Here is a 14,686-nt window from a genome sequence, read left to right as displayed (position 1 = left end):
TCAAGTAAGCTAGCACGATGGCGCAGGTATTAACAGGAGGTTTCCCATGCGCCTGATTTCCACTTTCAAGACGACAGCCGCCGTCATCGCGGTCGTGACAAGCCTGGCCGGCGCTGCGACGGTGACCGCCGCACAGGAGATGCCGCCGCGCGTCGTCGGCGCCGTGTTGGTCGACGAACTGACACTGGCGCCGATGCAGTTCGAGATCGAAGTCGAATTGGCCGCATCGCCCACGGACGTTTTCGCCTTCGTCTCGGACAGCATGAATGTTGGCAAAATCATCGACGGCGTTGCTGGTGTCGAGGTTTCTGGTGACGGCATGATGCGCGACTTGATGTTGGCCGACGGCACGGTGGTGTCGGAAACAATCAAGGTGAGCGACGCCGGCCAGATGTCCTTTGCCTATAGCCTGCCCGCCGAGAACCCGATGGGTCTGTCGAACCACCTGGCCGTGATCCAGGTGCGCGCCGCCGACGAGCGCGGCGGGTCGGTTCTATCCTGGCAGCAGTATTTCGACGGAGAGGCTTCGGCCGACGCGTCGGCGCTCTACCTGGCGGCGGCTCAGCGGTTGGCAGAGCGGTTCGGCGGTTACATCAGCGGAGAGCACAGCGGCTTCGCCGAGGTGACGCTCTCACATACCCGGACTTTCGACGTCCCCGCCACGGTGGTCTGGGCGGAAGTTGCCGAGAACTACGCGAATGCGCACGAATGGGCCAGCGTAATCCAGTCGATCGAGTTCGAAGATGCCGATGCCGGCGCGATCGGTGACGTCCGGTCGTGCTTCATCCCGGGTCTCGGGGGCGCCACGCGCGAAGTGATCACGCGATACGACGAAGACAGCTTCACGTATGCCTACACGATCGAAGAAGGAATGCCGCCCTTCGTGACGTCGAACGAGGCGGTCTGGAGCGTGACGCCGGTCGACGAGGACACCTCGGAAGTCAACGTTACGATCACCTTCTCGACCGCGCCGGGCGTGCCGCCGGGGGCCATCGCCTTTGCCAGGTCGAACTTCTTTTTCTTCGCAGGGCTCGGGATCGAGGATCTCAGGTACTTCCTGGAAAACGGTGAGCCGCACCCGCGCGAAATCGCGTCACGCTCTTGATCGGAAAGGCGCAAGCCATGGCATTCCTCAGATCACCACTCACGGCACTCTGCCTTGGCCTTTGTCTGACCGCCGGGGCCCCGACCGGGGCCCTGGCACAAGCAGAGCCGACGACGCTTTCGGTCGAAGCGGGCGGCAAGGAACTGACTGCGCGAGTCATTCGTCGCGCGGCGACCGACAACGCCTCGCTGATCGTCGGATTGCACGGCTACGGAATGAATGAAGGACAGATCGAGACACTCGTGAATGTCGAACCCGCGTCGAGCAACAGCTTTGTTGCGCTCCGGGGGCCGGTCCCTGTGGAGGGCGGAGGACACGCCTGGTTTCCCGTCGATGACAGCCAAGTTTACGCCTTGAGCCAGCCTGCCGACTTCACGACCAACGCTGATATTGTCGCGGACGCGATTGCGGCCCTGACTGCGGAACTCAGTGCGGACCCGCGTCAGGTCTACGTCGTCGGCTTCAGCCAGGGGGCGTCGATGGCGCTCGGACTTGCGCTGACGCACCCCGATCTTGCAGCGGGGTACATCGCGTTCGCTGGTAGCCTTCCGCCTGAAGTGCGGACTGAAGACTGGACTATCAAAAACGGTGCCCCTGTGCTTATCGGCTATGGCACCCGCGACTCGCGGTTCAGCGCTGAGGAGCTTGACGCCACGATCGCGGCGCTGTCGGAGGCGGACCTGTCGGTTGAATTGCAGACCTTCGCCGTCCCCCACGTTGTCAGCGGTGCCGGGCGCCGAGCCATCGCGGCCTGGATCGACGACCGCATCGCCGGACGACCGGTTGCACAAACCCGTCCGCTGCCGCTTGCGGTGACCGCAGCCCCCGATACCGGCGAAGACCCTCAGGCGATCATCGCCGAAGCGCTGGCCGCCGCCGAGGCGCGGGGCGGATATTTCGGGAACCCGGACGGCGATCTCGTGATCTACAAATTCTTCGACTTCAACTGCTCGATCTGCCGGATTGCGCACCGGCAGATGGGTCGTTTCCTTGCGCAAATGCCCGACAATACCCGCGTCGTCGCGGTGGACGTGCCGTTGATCGGGCCAGGTTCACGCGAGGCGACGGCACACACATTCTCGATCGTGTCCCCTGACGATTACAACCGCGCCTACCACGCGTTGATGGTCGGGCGGGGTCAGTTAAACGGCGTGCGGGCCTTGCGCGAACTTGAGAAACTCGGAATCTTGCCAAGTCTGACCGACTCTCAGGAAGCCATCGACGCCTACCAGATCGAAATGCGGATAAACACAGCCGCGATGCGCGCTCTTGGGATACAAGGAACGCCGGGCTTCTATGTCCGGCTTGCAGATGGTCGCGAAGGGGCCTTTACCGGCTGGGATGCTGCCGCGATCGCCGCTTTCATAGGTGCCACACTCGAATAATCAGGCAGCAAGAGAGTCACGTTTCCACGACCGTAACCGTCATTTTCAGAGCGCAAATCAGGTGCACCAAAAGCCTTGCTTGCAATGAGACGACGCTGTGAATCAAAGCGCCAGTGCTTCAAAAAGTGTCTTATTGGGCAGCAGCGTTTATTGGCTTGTTCTGCTCCCAACGCGGGCAAATACCTTGTGGCGCGAGTCTACATCTGCGGATCGTAATAACATTCATAAGCAAAGTGGACCTTTATGCAAAACACTGAAAAAATCCGCTTCCCGCCCAATCCGTGAATTTGCTGCCTTTCGAATAAATGTCAGCTTTCGGGCTCAGGTTGCAATGTGTCGATCGTCCAAAATGGCGGGGCAATGCAGACAGGGGGATATATCTGGTCTGGGGCCGGAAGAGGACATTCGGGTTTTGTCTTTGGGGACTGCGAAAGCGGCCATTGGTGATGAAAACAGTGAAGGTCTGCTTCGAGACCATCCAAGACCTTCGGTGCGGCGCGCTGAACTCGAAACTCGGGTGGCCAACGGACATTTGATGCGAATCGAGCAGATGTCCGCTTCTAATTTCTGTATGTTTAAGTGCGATCGAGTAACGCTTATTTTCTTCGTCGTTTCGACAGTTCACGATAAAGTGCTTCCGGGGAGACACCGATTTCCGCGGCAATGTCCTTGGTCCGTCTTTCAGGAGAAGTGCCGGAATTGACCGCCAGCCAGAAATCGAGGCGATCAGCTACCTTTTTCAAGCTCCGGACTTCCGTGTTTAACCGCGCACGTTGAACGGAATGAGAAAGACTGGCCGCCCAGTTTTCTGCCCAGCTTCGATTTGATGCAAGGCGGTCCTTGAATGCGTCCGTCTCAAGCTGCGCGACGGTGCTTCGGCATCGGGCGATCGCATCGCAATGATAGGTTTCAGAATAGACAGAGGCCTCCGCTAAAACAGCGTCCCGGCCTGCACTTTGCAATACGATTTCGTTCCCCGAAGGGGTGACCCGAACTAGGTCGATTTCACCATCCAGGATCAGAAAAACACTCAACACGTTGTCGCCAGTATGAAAAAGGCAATCGCCCCTCTCACACGATCTGCGGACTGCGTCTGAGAAAACCAGTGAAAGCCAATCGGACATGATTGCTATCATATGTGCCTATGCGCCTTCGGGGTAGACCTTGGAGACCATTACAAGGAGCCAACCTTATGAAAAACCTTCTGATGCTGCCGATTTTCCTGACGCTCACCGCAGGTCAAAGCCTCGCTGAGACGTCAACGCACAGTCACTCTGCGGCGCATCAACACCAAGCTTCACAGATCGGCGCGCCAAGTGAGCCGGGTCAGGGTGCATTTGCTTCGATCCAGGAAATCGTCGAGCTCTTGCTCACAGATCCCGAAACCGAATGGGAACGCGTTGATCTGGAAGCCTTGCGCGGCCATCTGGCCGATATGGACAATGTTACGCTCCGTTCAATCGTTGCCGTGGAACCTCTGGCCAACGGGGCTCGCTTCACGGTTACATCCAAGCAAGGCAGCGTGCGCCAATCCATCAAGAACATGGTTCTGGCACACAGCCATGAAATGTCCGGGACTTTCGGTTGGAACTTGAGCGCGGAAGAGATTCCTGACGGAGCCATTTTGACGGTAACCGGAACAGTCGAAGATGCGCCCAGGATCCAGGGCCTTGGTTTTATCGGTGTCATGACGCTCGGCATGCATCATCAAAGCCATCATCTGGCAATTGCTCGCGGACATAATCCTCACTGAAGCTTGACTGTCTTCAGGCTTGGCATGGGCGCACTCGCCGAACGTTCCCTGTGCAAGTAACCGGATCAATTTGAAACGAGTGTCGTAGGTTCGTAGCCAGCGTCCCGGATAACACGCAAGATGTTATCCGGTTGTCGCAAGCTCGAGATTTCGACGATGCGTTTTTCAAGGTCGCACGCAACGACAGCCGCCGGTTCTGCTGCCAAGACCGCCTTCTCGATCGCCATTACACAATGGCTACAGCTCATATCCGGAATGCAGAGTTTCATGATGTACCTCCTGCCTCAAACCTCGAGGGTTATGGAGGTTCTTGCTAGGGGAAGGTCAACAGGTAGAACTACTTACAGGTTTTTTCGATAATTTCTGTTGACCTTCCAGCGACTGGAAACCCCATGTGAGGAGCAATCATCAACGTCACATTGGACCATGACATGTCCTCGAAACAGAAACTATCCTTGTCCGTTCAGGGGATGTCCTGTGCGTCCTGCGTCGGACGCGTGGAGCGCGGTCTTTCCGAGATTGAAGGGATCACGGACGTCACAGTGAACCTCGCGACTGAAACCGCACATCTGACCGCGGACACCGCTGAGCAGGCTTTGGACGCGATAACCAAACTCGGAAAGATGGGATATCCGGCACGAACGGAAACTCTGGTTCTCAACATAGGGTCGATGTCGTGCGCTTCCTGCGTGGGCCGCGTGGAGAATGCTCTGAAGAACGTGCCGGGCGTTGTCGAGGTGAGTGTCAATCTGGCTTCAGAAACCGCGAGCATCACCTATGCCGAGGGTGCTTCGACGCCTCAGGCGCTAATGGAAGCCTCGGGCGCTGCCGGATATCCGGCGTCACTTGCTGAAGCAGGAGCAACGCGTGTCCGCACTGAAAGGAAGCAAGAGGAAGCGCAGGATCTCTTTCACAAGATGACCGTGGCGGCGGTTTTCGCGTTTCCTGTCTTCATTGTCGAAATGGGCAGCCACGTCATTCCGGGCATGCACCATTGGATCATCGCGACGATTGGGCAGCAAACGAGTTGGGTGCTGCAATTCCTCTTAACCACCATCGTCTTGGCTGGCCCGGGACGAGGTTTTTACTTGAAGGGGTTCCCGGCGCTGCTCAGGGGCGCTCCGGATATGAACAGCCTGGTCGCAGTCGGTACCGGCGCGGCATACCTGTATTCCGTCGTTGCAACGTTCCTTCCATCATTGATCCCGGATGCAGTCAGGGCTGTCTACTTTGAAGCGGCAGCCGTCATCGTGGTCTTGATCCTGCTTGGGCGGTTCCTGGAAGCCCGGGCCAAGGGGAGAACCGGTGCCGCGATTCAAAAACTGCTTGGTCTTCAAGCGAAGACGGCGAGAGTACTGCGGGATGGTGAGCAGATTGAGGTTCCCATCGACGCCCTGGCGATAGGTGACACGATCGTCGTGCGCCCAGGGGAACGTATCGCAGTTGATGGCGATGTGATTGAGGGGTCATCGCATGTCGACGAGAGCATGATTTCCGGCGAGCCTGTTCCAGTTGAAAAGGCAGTTGGTGCTCAAGTCACTGGAGGCACGGTCAATGGATCGGGCGGCCTGCAATACACGGCGACGAGGGTTGGGGCAGACACGACGCTATCGCAAATCATCCGTATGGTGGAGGAAGCTCAGGGTGCAAAACTCCCGATCCAGGGACTGGTCGACAAGATTACCCTTTGGTTTGTTCCGGCTGTGATGATCGTTGCCGCTCTCACCGTTGTCGCATGGCTGATCTTTGGTCCGGAACCGGCGCTCACCTTTGCGCTTGTTGCGGGCGTTTCGGTTCTGATCATTGCCTGTCCGTGCGCCATGGGACTGGCCACACCCACGTCAATCATGGTCGGAACGGGCAGGGCAGCTGAAATGGGTGTCTTGTTCCGGAAAGGCGATGCCCTTCAACAACTGGCGGAAGTCGGTGTTGTTGCGCTCGACAAAACCGGAACAGTCACCGAAGGCCGGCCGGAACTGACCGATATGGTACTGGCGGACGATTTTGACTGCCAGGATGTGCTGGAAATGGTTGCTGCCGTTGAGAGCCGGTCGGAACACCCTGTCGCAGAGGCGATCGTTCGCGCGGCGTCCGTTGAAAACAAGAGACGTCTGGATGCTGAAGACTTTGTGTCGATCACCGGACACGGTGTAAGCGCTCTGGTTTCCGGGAAGAAAGTTCTGGTTGGTGCCGATCGTCTCATGCTCAAGGAAAACGTCGCGATTGGTCATCTGCGGGATCGGGAAGAGGATCTTGCGAGACGCGGCCGGACAGCACTCTTTGCGGCAATTGACGGCCAGGTTGCGGCTGTGATCGGGGTCTCCGATCCGGTCAAACCGTCGAGCCGGGATGCCATCGCTGCCCTTCATGCACAGGGGCTCAAGGTGGCAATGATTACCGGTGACAAACGGGAAACAGCCGAAGCGATCGCAGTGGAAACAGGCATCGACACCATTGTCGCCGGCGTACTGCCGGATGGCAAAGTCGCCGCTTTGAACGACCTTCGCGGCGGTGGAAACAAAATCGCCTTTGTAGGTGACGGTATCAACGATGCACCCGCTTTGGCCCACGCGGATGTCGGGATCGCAATTGGAACTGGAACCGACGTCGCGATTGAATCTGCGGATGTGGTCTTGATGTCGGGCGATTTGCGCGGCGTGGTCAATGCCCATGAGGTGTCAAAACGCACCATGCGCAACATCAAGGAAAACCTCTTTTGGGCCTTCGCATACAACACTGCCCTCATTCCGGTGGCCGCAGGTGTGCTTTACCCCGCTCTCGGGGTCCTTCTTTCTCCGGTTCTGGCAGCGGGCGCGATGGCACTTTCCTCCGTTTTTGTGCTCACCAATGCACTACGGTTGCGGGGCATCAAGCCATCCATGGATGAGAGTCGCGAGCGACATGAGCCGGCGCGGGAACACATCCCGGTAGCGGCGGAATAAGGAAGATGGTGATGAACATAGGAGATGTTTCCCGCAAATCCGGTCTCCCAGCAAAAACGATCCGATACTATGAGGACATCGGCCTCGTCACACCACCACGCAGCGAAAACGGCTACAGAGCATTTCGTGAAACAGAGCTGCACAAGCTTGCGTTCCTTGGAAGAGCTCGTGAGCTCGGTTTTACGATCGAAGATTGCCGGACCCTCCTGGCTCTTTACGAAGACGACGGCCGGGAGAGCTCTCAAGTGAAACGGGTGGCGCAAGACCATCTGCACAAGATCGATGAAAAAATCGGGCAATTGCAATCCATGCGCGGGACCCTTGCGCATCTGATCGACGAATGTGCGGGGGACCATCGCCCGGATTGTCCAATCCTAGAAGATCTCGCAGGAGAACAGAGCTGATGCCACGGAAGCTCTTGCTTTTGATGTGCGTGGTGCTGATTGCGGCCGGAGGATACTTTCTGTTTGAACGATCATCTGATGAGCCGTCGGTGGAACAAGGTCAGGCGATGGTCGAAGTCGTCATCCCGCCGCTGGATGCGACAACGAAACTCGGCGAGCGGCTGTTCAACGAAAGCTGTGCAAGTTGCCATGGCGCGAATGCGGCGGGCCAACAGGGCATCGCTCCACCACTTGTGCACAAGATCTACGAACCGGGTCATCACGCTGACGGTGCGTTTTTTCTTGCCGTCAAGCAGGGTGTTCGGGCACATCATTGGCCATTTGGTGACATGCCACCTGTTGAGGGCTTGACGCAACGGGATGTTGAGCGGATTGTTGCATACATTCGGCTCCTTCAAAGAGCCAACGGCATTCAGTAAAGGTCCAATGAAACGCTTTCTGCCAATATTCTTGACCAGGTTTTTGATGTCAGTTGCAGTGCTGATGCTTGTCGTCGGCGGGGCTACGTTCAATCACCCGGTGGCAGGCCATGATCACTCTGGTCATGAACATGCGGATACACTCGATCATCATCATGGCACCGGCCAAGGTGATATCGAATACACAGACACGCAGACAGTTCATTGTGGTGCCAACCTTCTTATTCTGACCTGCGAATTTGAACCGATTGCTCCAACCGGTTCCGGTGACCTTGAGCTCGTTGAAGCGGCCTTTGTTATGTCGAAATCGAGTACCGTCGAGCCTCCACCCCCACGCCTCTTCTCCTAGTCCCAGTTCAAAAGCGGTGGCCCAGGTCACCAATAGTCTGGAAACAGGAAAGAGAAACCAATGAAACTGTCCGTAATTTTAGTTTCGGGCGCGCTTGTCGTGACAGGCGCTGCCGCCGCCGTGGCACATGGCGGTGCCACTGGAATCGTGAAAGAACGCATGGACTCCATGAGTGCCATGGGCAAGGTGATAAAGACGCTGTCTGCAATGATGCGCGGTGAAACCGATTATGACGCGGACGTCGTTCGCAAGGGGGCGGAAATCCTTCAGAGCCATTCCGGCGAAGCGCTGACAAAGCAATTCCCGGAAGGCAGCATTGAAGGTCCTTCGGAAGCCAAGCCCGAGATCTGGTCCAACTGGGAAGAGTTTTCTGGAATTTCCGGACAACTGGAATTGTTCGCAACCGCTCTGGGCGAAGCCGCTGGCAACGGACTTTCTACACCGGGAGCGGGCGGCGGCATGATGGGCCAGGGCAACATGATGGGCGGTCAGAGCGGCATGATGGGTCAGGGCACTATGATGGGCGATCCATCCCACATGCAGAATCCCGAGATGCTCGCCCAAATGCCGGTGCAGGGGCTCTTTGCCATGACAGCTCAGACCTGCTCGGCCTGTCATACAAAGTTCCGCATCGAGAAGAAGTAACCCGTGCGGATCTGGCTTTTTGGCGCGTTCTCCGCTCTTGCGATGGCAGGAGCGGGGTTCGCCGGGCTGTATCTCTGGCCAATCGGGAAACCGGTCGAACTCGCGGCTGCGAAAGGTGACCCGCAGCGCGGTGCATATCTCGCCCGCATGTCCGGGTGCATTGCCTGTCACACGGATTTTGAAGGCGGTGGGAAACCGCTTGCCGGAGGGCTGAAACTTCCGACCGACTTTGGCACTTTCTATTCACCGAACCTGACCACCGACAAGGAGAACGGCATAGGCGCTTGGACTATGGAAGACTTTGCCAAAGCTGTGCGCCAAGGTGTCTCACCGGATGGAGACCCCTATTATCCATCCTTTCCATACCCGTTTTATGCCAAGTTTTCCGATCAGGACGTCGCAGATCTATGGGCGGCATTTCAGACTGTTCCTCCGGTAGCTGAGACCTCCAAGGCGCATGAAATGGTCCCGCCGTTCAACATCCGGTCCGGTCTCAAGATCTGGCGTGGTGCATTCCTTGACCCCAAGCCGTTTCGACCGGAGCCTGACAGGAGTGGGGCGTGGAACCGGGGCAAATACATCGTCGAGGGTCCGGCCCATTGTGGTGCGTGCCACACGCCTCGCAATTTCCTCGGAGCCAGGCAGGCCGAACTCTATTTGCACGGTGCCGACAAGTTGCCCGATGGCGGCAAATTGCCGCCTCTTACCGGCTCTTCCTTGAAGGAGGCAGGTTGGACGATAAACTCTTTGTCCTATGCATTGCAGACCGGGGTAATGCCTGACGGCGATGTATTCGGGGGCTCGATGGGAGAGGTCGTGAGGGACGGCACGGCGTTTTTGTCTGAGGAAGACAGAAAAGCCATCGCGACCTACCTGCTGGAGAGAGACGAATAAGACCATGATCAGCAGACGAAATTTTTTGGCAACCACGGCCGCCGCGACGACGGCCATTGCCGGGCCCCCTTTGTTCAGCGTTGCGCATGCGGACGATGGTTTCCTCGAGATCACCGCTGGTCCGACCTCGAAGAAGCTCTATCATGAGGACGCGCGAGCCTCCGATCTTTGGCTCTATAACGGCAAAACCCCGGGTCCGGAAATCAGGGTGACGGTCGGTGAACGCGTGAAGGTGCGCCTCACGAACAATCTTGAAGAGCCGACGTCCATCCACTGGCACGGCATCCGGATCGCCAATGCAATGGACGGTGTTTCTGGTCTCACTCAGGAACCTGTTCAACCGGGCGAGACGTTTGAATATGACTTTGTGGTTCCCGACGCAGGGACATACTGGTATCACGCACACAACAAGAGCTGGAATCAGGTTGCGCGCGGGCTTTATGGTCCCCTCATTGTCGACGAAGCGACTCCGGCCTTCGATCCGGAACATGATCTGACATTAGTAATCGATGACTGGCGTCTTCAAAAGGACGGCAGTCTTGATGTCGCGAGTCTTGGTCATTTGATGGACTGGAGCCATGGTGGCCGGTTCGGCAACTATCTCACGGTCAACGGCAGAAGCCGCCCGAATTTCGAATTGAAGGAAGGGCAAGCCTATCGGCTCCGACTGATTAACGCTGCCAACGCAAGGATCTTTTCGATCGCCCCGGAAAGTTTTGGTGCGTTGGTTTTGGCCTATGATGGTCAACCACTTCCGAAACCTGAAAAACCTGCTTACTCGCCCCTGCTGCTCTCACCGGCGCAGCGAATGGATCTGTTGGTGACACCGGAAAGGGATTTCGCGTTTGAAGAGCTATCGGGCGACACTCCCTATCCCTTTGCGTTCTTTAAGGTTCAAGGCCGTCAGGACACCAGGAAAGCGTTCCTCCCATTGGTACCAAATCCAATCCCGGAGCCTGACCTCACCAACGCGAAGACATACACAATCGACATGACCGGCGGCGCCATGGGGCGCATGGTCGAGACTGTCTACAATGGCAAGGTCCTGACGGGTGAAGACTTTCCGAGAACCGGACAGCTCTGGGCATTCAATGGTGTCGCAAATCTCGCGGAAGATCCATTTTTCAAGATAAAGCGCGGCGAGAGCGTTATTCTTGAAGTGCTCAACGACACCTCATTTCTGCACGCGATGCATATCCATGGCCATCATTTCAGGGTCATCGAACGGGAAGGTGCGACGATCGATGACGGTCAGCCCTGGCGGGACACGTTTGCAATTGGCCCAAGTCAAAGCGCCAGGATTGCTTTTGTGGCAGATAATCCGGGCAAGTGGCTGTTTCACTGCCATATGCTGGAACATGCGGCAGCAGGCATGAACACCTGGTTTGAAGTCGTCTAGATCACTCGTCTGTGTTCGGCATGGAATGGTGCTCGCGGCGAATTTGGAGTATTGACGCGGTATGCGCAGTGTTTTGATCGCATTGTTGATCATAATATTCTCAGGGGTTCATACGGCCGCTGCATTCGGCGCTGCGCACATGGAAACGGGCGTCATCGCGCATTCGGCTGCGGCCGATCATGATCAGACAAAAGCCGCTGACAAAAGCCACTCACACCATATGAAATGCTGTGAAAAGGCCAACGATACGGATACCGACCTAAAACTGTCGGGCTGCGGCGCAGACTGTGTGTCTTTCGTTGCAAGCAGCATGGACGTGCTGTTCACCTCATCGGTCTCACCGGAATACAGTCGCGTTCTTTTGTTGCTCGCCGTTCTCTCCCTGCCTCAGGACCATCCTCCCAAACGGGTTTGACGCTTCGAGCCGGAGTGCGTTTTTTCGCGCTTCGGAAAGGTCAATGGTTTGGAAGGACGAATGGTGAATTCCCGATATTTGCTGAAGTTGTAGGTCGGCACCATTCGCCTTGAGAAAGAGGCAAATGCTCAATGCGCATTCAGGAAAACGGAAGCCGGATTCCGGCGGCGGTACCTCGTGTGAAGGCCAGGACCGCTGACGATAGCCCGGCGAAAAAGCGCGTCAGCGGACACACCCTCTTCATGATGGCCTGTTGTGCCGCGATGGTTCCTGGAACCGCCATCATTTTTGCATCGGCCCCGGCAGGTCAATCACTGACAGAAACGCTGCTTCTGGCCGTGCCCGTTCTCGGGTGCCTCGGCATGCATGTCGTCATGCACCGGTTCATGGGCAGGTCGTGCCACGACGCGGAAAACAAGGATCAGAATAATGACTAAGAAAGCTCTCGCTGCTGTTGCCCTCGCAGGGTTGATTTCACTCTCCGGAACGGCGCTGGCCGAGGAAGACAAAACCGTAACAGTGTTCAAGACGCCCTGGTGCGGATGCTGTCAGGTGTGGACGGACGCCGTTGAAAAGGCCGGGTACCACGTCATCGTGAAAGACATGGAGGATCTGTCCGCGATCAAGAAGCAGGCGGGAGTTCCGGCTGAAATGGAGGGCTGCCATACCGCGGTCATCGGGGATGACCGCAAATATGTGATCGAAGGACATGTGCCCCTCGAGGCAATCGAAAAGATGATGTCGGAACGGCCGGACATCCGCGGAATTGCGGTTCCTGGTATGCCGCAGGGGTCTCTCGGCATGGGGTATGATCCGTCTGCCAGGTACACGGTCTATTCGTTGAGCGCCAAGCCGTCCGAAACGCCGCAACCTTACATGACCACAGGTGAATAGGTCTCCATGATGAACATCTCAAGGAGAACCTTCCTTGCAGGGTCGGCGAGCCTATCCGGGCTCGCCGTCAGCGGTTGCGTCTCCAGTACCTCCGATCCCGAGTTTTATATCCCGTCTCAGGACCCTGCGTATCTGTCCATGTACGGGGCCATGCCGGAGGAACGGTTTCCGCTTCCCGCAATCAATCTGAAAAACGTGCCCGACCAGTACTATCGGCAACAGGTGGATTACCCGACCAGTGAACGGGTCGGGACACTCGTTGTCGATACAAGCAACTATTATCTCTACCTCGTACAGGAGAACAGCAAGGCCATGCGCTATGGCGTGGGGCTGGGCCGGGCCGGGTTTGAATGGTCCGGCCGGGCCAGGATTGCCCGCAAATCCGCCTGGCCCAAGTGGACACCGCCTGACGAGATGATCGAGCGGGAACCGGAACTCGAAAAATGGAGCTGGCGGAACGGCGGGATGCCGCCCGGTCTGGAGAACCCACTCGGGGCGAGGGCCCTTTACATCTTTCAGGGCAACCAGGACACGCTCTACCGGCTCCATGGAACCGCAGAATACTGGACGATCGGGTCAGCGGTTTCCAGCGGCTGCGTGCGCCTGATGAACCAGGACATCATTGATCTTCATGGACGGGTTCCGGTTGGAACGCCGATTGTGGTGCTGTGATGGGCAAGGTGTTGAAAAGCAGGTATTTGCTGGCAGGAGCCTTGATCCTGGGGGCAGGCGCCGCAGGTCTATATGTGCTCAGCGGCGGTGTCTCGGCGGGGACACAGCTGCGGCCGGATGATGCTGCTCTGACGCGTCTGGGAGCCGAGATTTACGTCCAGAGCTGCGCGGCCTGCCACGGTGCCGCGCTGGAAGGTGAGGAAGACTGGCAATCCGCAAATGCCGACGGGACGCTCAAGGCACCGCCTCACGACGAAACCGGCCACACCTGGCACCACGCCGACGAGTTGCTGTTCCGGATCACGAAATTCGGAACGGCAAAAGGAGCGGGGATCGAGGATTTTCAGTCCAACATGCCCGCTTTCGAAGACAGCTTGAGCGACCGGGAGATCATCGCTGTTCTCTCCTGGATCAAGGCCCAATGGCCAGACGAAATCAGAGAACGGCACGACATGATGAACGAACGGATGAGGAACTTGAACCAATGAAACGTCTGCTTCTGAAACTCTGCATTCTGCTGGTCGCGCCCTTGTCGATGGCATTGCCCGCGCTCGCCGATACTGCGGAAACGCTCTCCGAGGAGAGGATCAAGGAACTGGCCCTCGAAGCAATTCTGGAAAATCCGGAAATCATCGAGCTGGCAATCCAGCGCCTGCAACAGGTTCAGCTCGAACGGCAGCAGGCCGCGATAGCGGCGACACTGGAGTCTCGCCGGACCGAACTGGAGCGCGACCCGAATGCACCTGTTCTGGGGAACCCGGATGGGGATGTCACTTTGGTCGAGTTCTTTGACTACAACTGCCCCTATTGCAAGCGGGCGAAGCCCATTGTGGAGGCCTTGCTGGAAGCCGACCCGAATATCCGCGTTGTATTCCGGGAGTGGCCTGTCCTGAGCGAAGGCTCGGTTTATGCGGCGCGTGCCGCGCTGGCTGCGCGCCAGCAGGACAAATACGAGGAATTCCACTGGGCTCTGATGGCCTTCAGGGGCCGGGCGGAAGAGGCGTCGGTTCTTGAAATAGCCGAGGAAGTCGGCCTCGATATCGATAAGCTTCAGTCCGACATGCAGGCCGACGACCTGGACAATCACATCCGCCTGTCCATGCAACTGGCCGAAGGCTTGAACATCACCGGCACCCCGTCATTTGTCGTCGGCAATACGGTGCTGCCCGGTCTGCCTACGCAGGAGCAGTTGTCGGCTGCGGTCAGTGAGGCGCGAGCGTTAGATGACTAAGTCAGTGATTGAGGGTATGTAGGGTAAATTCGGTTCAGTGCCGTTGTTTAGGTGTTTTCGAGCATGCGTCCGCTTTGCGCCGCAAATCTAGTCGTTCAAAATTTGACGCGAGAGGCCGAAAGACGGACGTCCGTCTTTCGGCTACTTCACGCCCACTGTGCTTGAGAGTAAAGCAAGGC

Annotated in this window: 18 protein-coding genes; 16 read left to right on the top strand and 2 right to left on the bottom strand. The window is 57.4% G+C overall.

From position 1 onward, the window contains the following. The first annotated feature begins 46 nt into the window (after positions 1–46). Both Q0835_RS17390 and Q0835_RS17385 read left to right on the top strand, forming a co-directional pair. Positions 47–1,105: an SRPBCC family protein gene (locus Q0835_RS17390; protein ID WP_298963373.1), complete on the top strand. Its 1,059-nt coding sequence runs from the start codon at positions 47–49 to the stop codon at positions 1,103–1,105. 17 nt (positions 1,106–1,122) lie between these two features. Then, on the top strand, positions 1,123–2,490 hold the full coding sequence (locus tag Q0835_RS17385; RefSeq protein ID WP_298963370.1) for a dienelactone hydrolase family protein: 1,368 nt from the start codon (positions 1,123–1,125) through the stop codon (positions 2,488–2,490). A 596-nt stretch (positions 2,491–3,086) separates the two neighbouring features. Here the strand turns inward: Q0835_RS17385 and Q0835_RS17380 are convergent. Beyond that, positions 3,087–3,614, bottom strand: coding sequence for a Crp/Fnr family transcriptional regulator (locus Q0835_RS17380; RefSeq protein ID WP_298963367.1), 528 nt, complete (start codon positions 3,612–3,614; stop codon positions 3,087–3,089). A gap of 68 nt (positions 3,615–3,682) precedes the next feature. Here Q0835_RS17380 and Q0835_RS17375 point away from each other — a divergent pair, with 68 nt between their 5' ends. Then, on the top strand, positions 3,683–4,243 hold the full coding sequence (locus Q0835_RS17375) for a hypothetical protein (RefSeq protein WP_298963364.1): 561 nt from the start codon (positions 3,683–3,685) through the stop codon (positions 4,241–4,243). Positions 4,244–4,308: 65 nt separating this feature from the next. Here the strand turns inward: Q0835_RS17375 and Q0835_RS17370 are convergent, their stop codons facing one another. Then, positions 4,309–4,512: a heavy-metal-associated domain-containing protein gene (locus tag Q0835_RS17370; protein WP_298963361.1), complete on the bottom strand. Its 204-nt coding sequence runs from the start codon at positions 4,510–4,512 to the stop codon at positions 4,309–4,311. 162 nt (positions 4,513–4,674) lie between these two features. On the opposite strand from Q0835_RS17370, the gene Q0835_RS17365 reads away from it, so the two are divergent. The 13 genes from Q0835_RS17365 (at position 4,675) to Q0835_RS17305 (ending at position 14,507) form a co-directional block, all read left to right on the top strand. Next, positions 4,675–7,185 (top strand): heavy metal translocating P-type ATPase, encoded by a 2,511-nt coding sequence (locus Q0835_RS17365; protein WP_298963356.1) that lies wholly within the window; start codon positions 4,675–4,677, stop codon positions 7,183–7,185. Positions 7,186–7,196: 11 nt separating this feature from the next. After that, complete coding sequence (cueR, locus tag Q0835_RS17360) at positions 7,197–7,589, top strand: Cu(I)-responsive transcriptional regulator (RefSeq protein ID WP_298963353.1); 393 nt, start codon at positions 7,197–7,199, stop codon at positions 7,587–7,589. Then, entirely contained in the window at positions 7,589–8,008 is a 420-nt protein-coding gene (locus Q0835_RS17355) for a cytochrome c (protein WP_298963352.1), read from the top strand. Before cueR ends, Q0835_RS17355 begins: the two co-directional genes overlap by 1 nt. A gap of 46 nt (positions 8,009–8,054) precedes the next feature. Next, positions 8,055–8,357: a hypothetical protein gene (locus tag Q0835_RS17350; protein ID WP_298963349.1), complete on the top strand. Its 303-nt coding sequence runs from the start codon at positions 8,055–8,057 to the stop codon at positions 8,355–8,357. 60 nt (positions 8,358–8,417) lie between these two features. Further along, positions 8,418–9,002: a cytochrome c gene (locus Q0835_RS17345; RefSeq protein ID WP_298963346.1), complete on the top strand. Its 585-nt coding sequence runs from the start codon at positions 8,418–8,420 to the stop codon at positions 9,000–9,002. 3 nt (positions 9,003–9,005) lie between these two features. Then, complete coding sequence (locus Q0835_RS17340) at positions 9,006–9,896, top strand: cytochrome c (RefSeq protein ID WP_298963343.1); 891 nt, start codon at positions 9,006–9,008, stop codon at positions 9,894–9,896. A gap of 4 nt (positions 9,897–9,900) precedes the next feature. Further along, the gene (locus tag Q0835_RS17335) at positions 9,901–11,295 is read left to right on the top strand and encodes a multicopper oxidase family protein (RefSeq protein ID WP_298963341.1); all 1,395 of its coding nucleotides are present in this window, start codon (positions 9,901–9,903) and stop codon (positions 11,293–11,295) included. Between the two features lie 61 nt (positions 11,296–11,356). Continuing rightward, positions 11,357–11,710, top strand: a complete 354-nt coding sequence (locus tag Q0835_RS17330; RefSeq protein ID WP_298963339.1) for a hypothetical protein — start codon at positions 11,357–11,359, stop codon at positions 11,708–11,710. A 131-nt stretch (positions 11,711–11,841) separates the two neighbouring features. Continuing rightward, positions 11,842–12,147: a hypothetical protein gene (locus tag Q0835_RS17325; protein ID WP_298963337.1), complete on the top strand. Its 306-nt coding sequence runs from the start codon at positions 11,842–11,844 to the stop codon at positions 12,145–12,147. Further along, the gene (locus Q0835_RS17320) at positions 12,140–12,604 is read left to right on the top strand and encodes a DUF411 domain-containing protein (RefSeq protein WP_298963335.1); all 465 of its coding nucleotides are present in this window, start codon (positions 12,140–12,142) and stop codon (positions 12,602–12,604) included. Before Q0835_RS17325 ends, Q0835_RS17320 begins: the two co-directional genes overlap by 8 nt. 6 nt (positions 12,605–12,610) lie before the next feature. Then, positions 12,611–13,276 (top strand): L,D-transpeptidase, encoded by a 666-nt coding sequence (locus Q0835_RS17315; protein WP_298963333.1) that lies wholly within the window; start codon positions 12,611–12,613, stop codon positions 13,274–13,276. Then, entirely contained in the window at positions 13,276–13,764 is a 489-nt protein-coding gene (locus tag Q0835_RS17310; protein ID WP_298963331.1) for a c-type cytochrome, read from the top strand. Before Q0835_RS17315 ends, Q0835_RS17310 begins: the two co-directional genes overlap by 1 nt. Beyond that, entirely contained in the window at positions 13,761–14,507 is a 747-nt protein-coding gene (locus Q0835_RS17305) for a DsbA family protein (RefSeq protein WP_298963328.1), read from the top strand. Before Q0835_RS17310 ends, Q0835_RS17305 begins: the two co-directional genes overlap by 4 nt. The last annotated feature ends 179 nt before the right edge of the window (positions 14,508–14,686 follow it).

Origin of the sequence: uncultured Roseibium sp. (assembly GCF_947499295.1) — a bacterium.
In the GTDB taxonomy this organism is placed as follows: Bacteria; Pseudomonadota; Alphaproteobacteria; order Rhizobiales; family Stappiaceae; genus Roseibium.
This window is presented reverse-complemented; position numbering and strand designations above follow the sequence as displayed.

What these genes read in the sequence shown, in the direction of transcription:
- Q0835_RS17390 (WP_298963373.1), top strand. Translation starts at nt 47, where the DNA reads ATGCGCCTGATTTCCACTTTCAAGACGACAGCCGCCGTCATCGCGGTC.
- Q0835_RS17385 (WP_298963370.1), top strand. Translation starts at nt 1,123, where the DNA reads ATGGCATTCCTCAGATCACCACTCACGGCACTCTGCCTTGGCCTTTGT.
- Q0835_RS17380 (WP_298963367.1), bottom strand. Translation starts at nt 3,614, where the DNA reads ATGTCCGATTGGCTTTCACTGGTTTTCTCAGACGCAGTCCGCAGATCG.
- Q0835_RS17375 (WP_298963364.1), top strand. Translation starts at nt 3,683, where the DNA reads ATGAAAAACCTTCTGATGCTGCCGATTTTCCTGACGCTCACCGCAGGT.
- Q0835_RS17370 (WP_298963361.1), bottom strand. Translation starts at nt 4,512, where the DNA reads ATGAAACTCTGCATTCCGGATATGAGCTGTAGCCATTGTGTAATGGCG.
- Q0835_RS17365 (WP_298963356.1), top strand. Translation starts at nt 4,675, where the DNA reads ATGTCCTCGAAACAGAAACTATCCTTGTCCGTTCAGGGGATGTCCTGT.
- cueR (WP_298963353.1), top strand. Translation starts at nt 7,197, where the DNA reads ATGAACATAGGAGATGTTTCCCGCAAATCCGGTCTCCCAGCAAAAACG.
- Q0835_RS17355 (WP_298963352.1), top strand. Translation starts at nt 7,589, where the DNA reads ATGCCACGGAAGCTCTTGCTTTTGATGTGCGTGGTGCTGATTGCGGCC.
- Q0835_RS17350 (WP_298963349.1), top strand. Translation starts at nt 8,055, where the DNA reads ATGTCAGTTGCAGTGCTGATGCTTGTCGTCGGCGGGGCTACGTTCAAT.
- Q0835_RS17345 (WP_298963346.1), top strand. Translation starts at nt 8,418, where the DNA reads ATGAAACTGTCCGTAATTTTAGTTTCGGGCGCGCTTGTCGTGACAGGC.
- Q0835_RS17335 (WP_298963341.1), top strand. Translation starts at nt 9,901, where the DNA reads ATGATCAGCAGACGAAATTTTTTGGCAACCACGGCCGCCGCGACGACG.
- Q0835_RS17330 (WP_298963339.1), top strand. Translation starts at nt 11,357, where the DNA reads ATGCGCAGTGTTTTGATCGCATTGTTGATCATAATATTCTCAGGGGTT.
- Q0835_RS17325 (WP_298963337.1), top strand. Translation starts at nt 11,842, where the DNA reads ATGCGCATTCAGGAAAACGGAAGCCGGATTCCGGCGGCGGTACCTCGT.
- Q0835_RS17320 (WP_298963335.1), top strand. Translation starts at nt 12,140, where the DNA reads ATGACTAAGAAAGCTCTCGCTGCTGTTGCCCTCGCAGGGTTGATTTCA.
- Q0835_RS17315 (WP_298963333.1), top strand. Translation starts at nt 12,611, where the DNA reads ATGATGAACATCTCAAGGAGAACCTTCCTTGCAGGGTCGGCGAGCCTA.
- Q0835_RS17310 (WP_298963331.1), top strand. Translation starts at nt 13,276, where the DNA reads ATGGGCAAGGTGTTGAAAAGCAGGTATTTGCTGGCAGGAGCCTTGATC.
- Q0835_RS17305 (WP_298963328.1), top strand. Translation starts at nt 13,761, where the DNA reads ATGAAACGTCTGCTTCTGAAACTCTGCATTCTGCTGGTCGCGCCCTTG.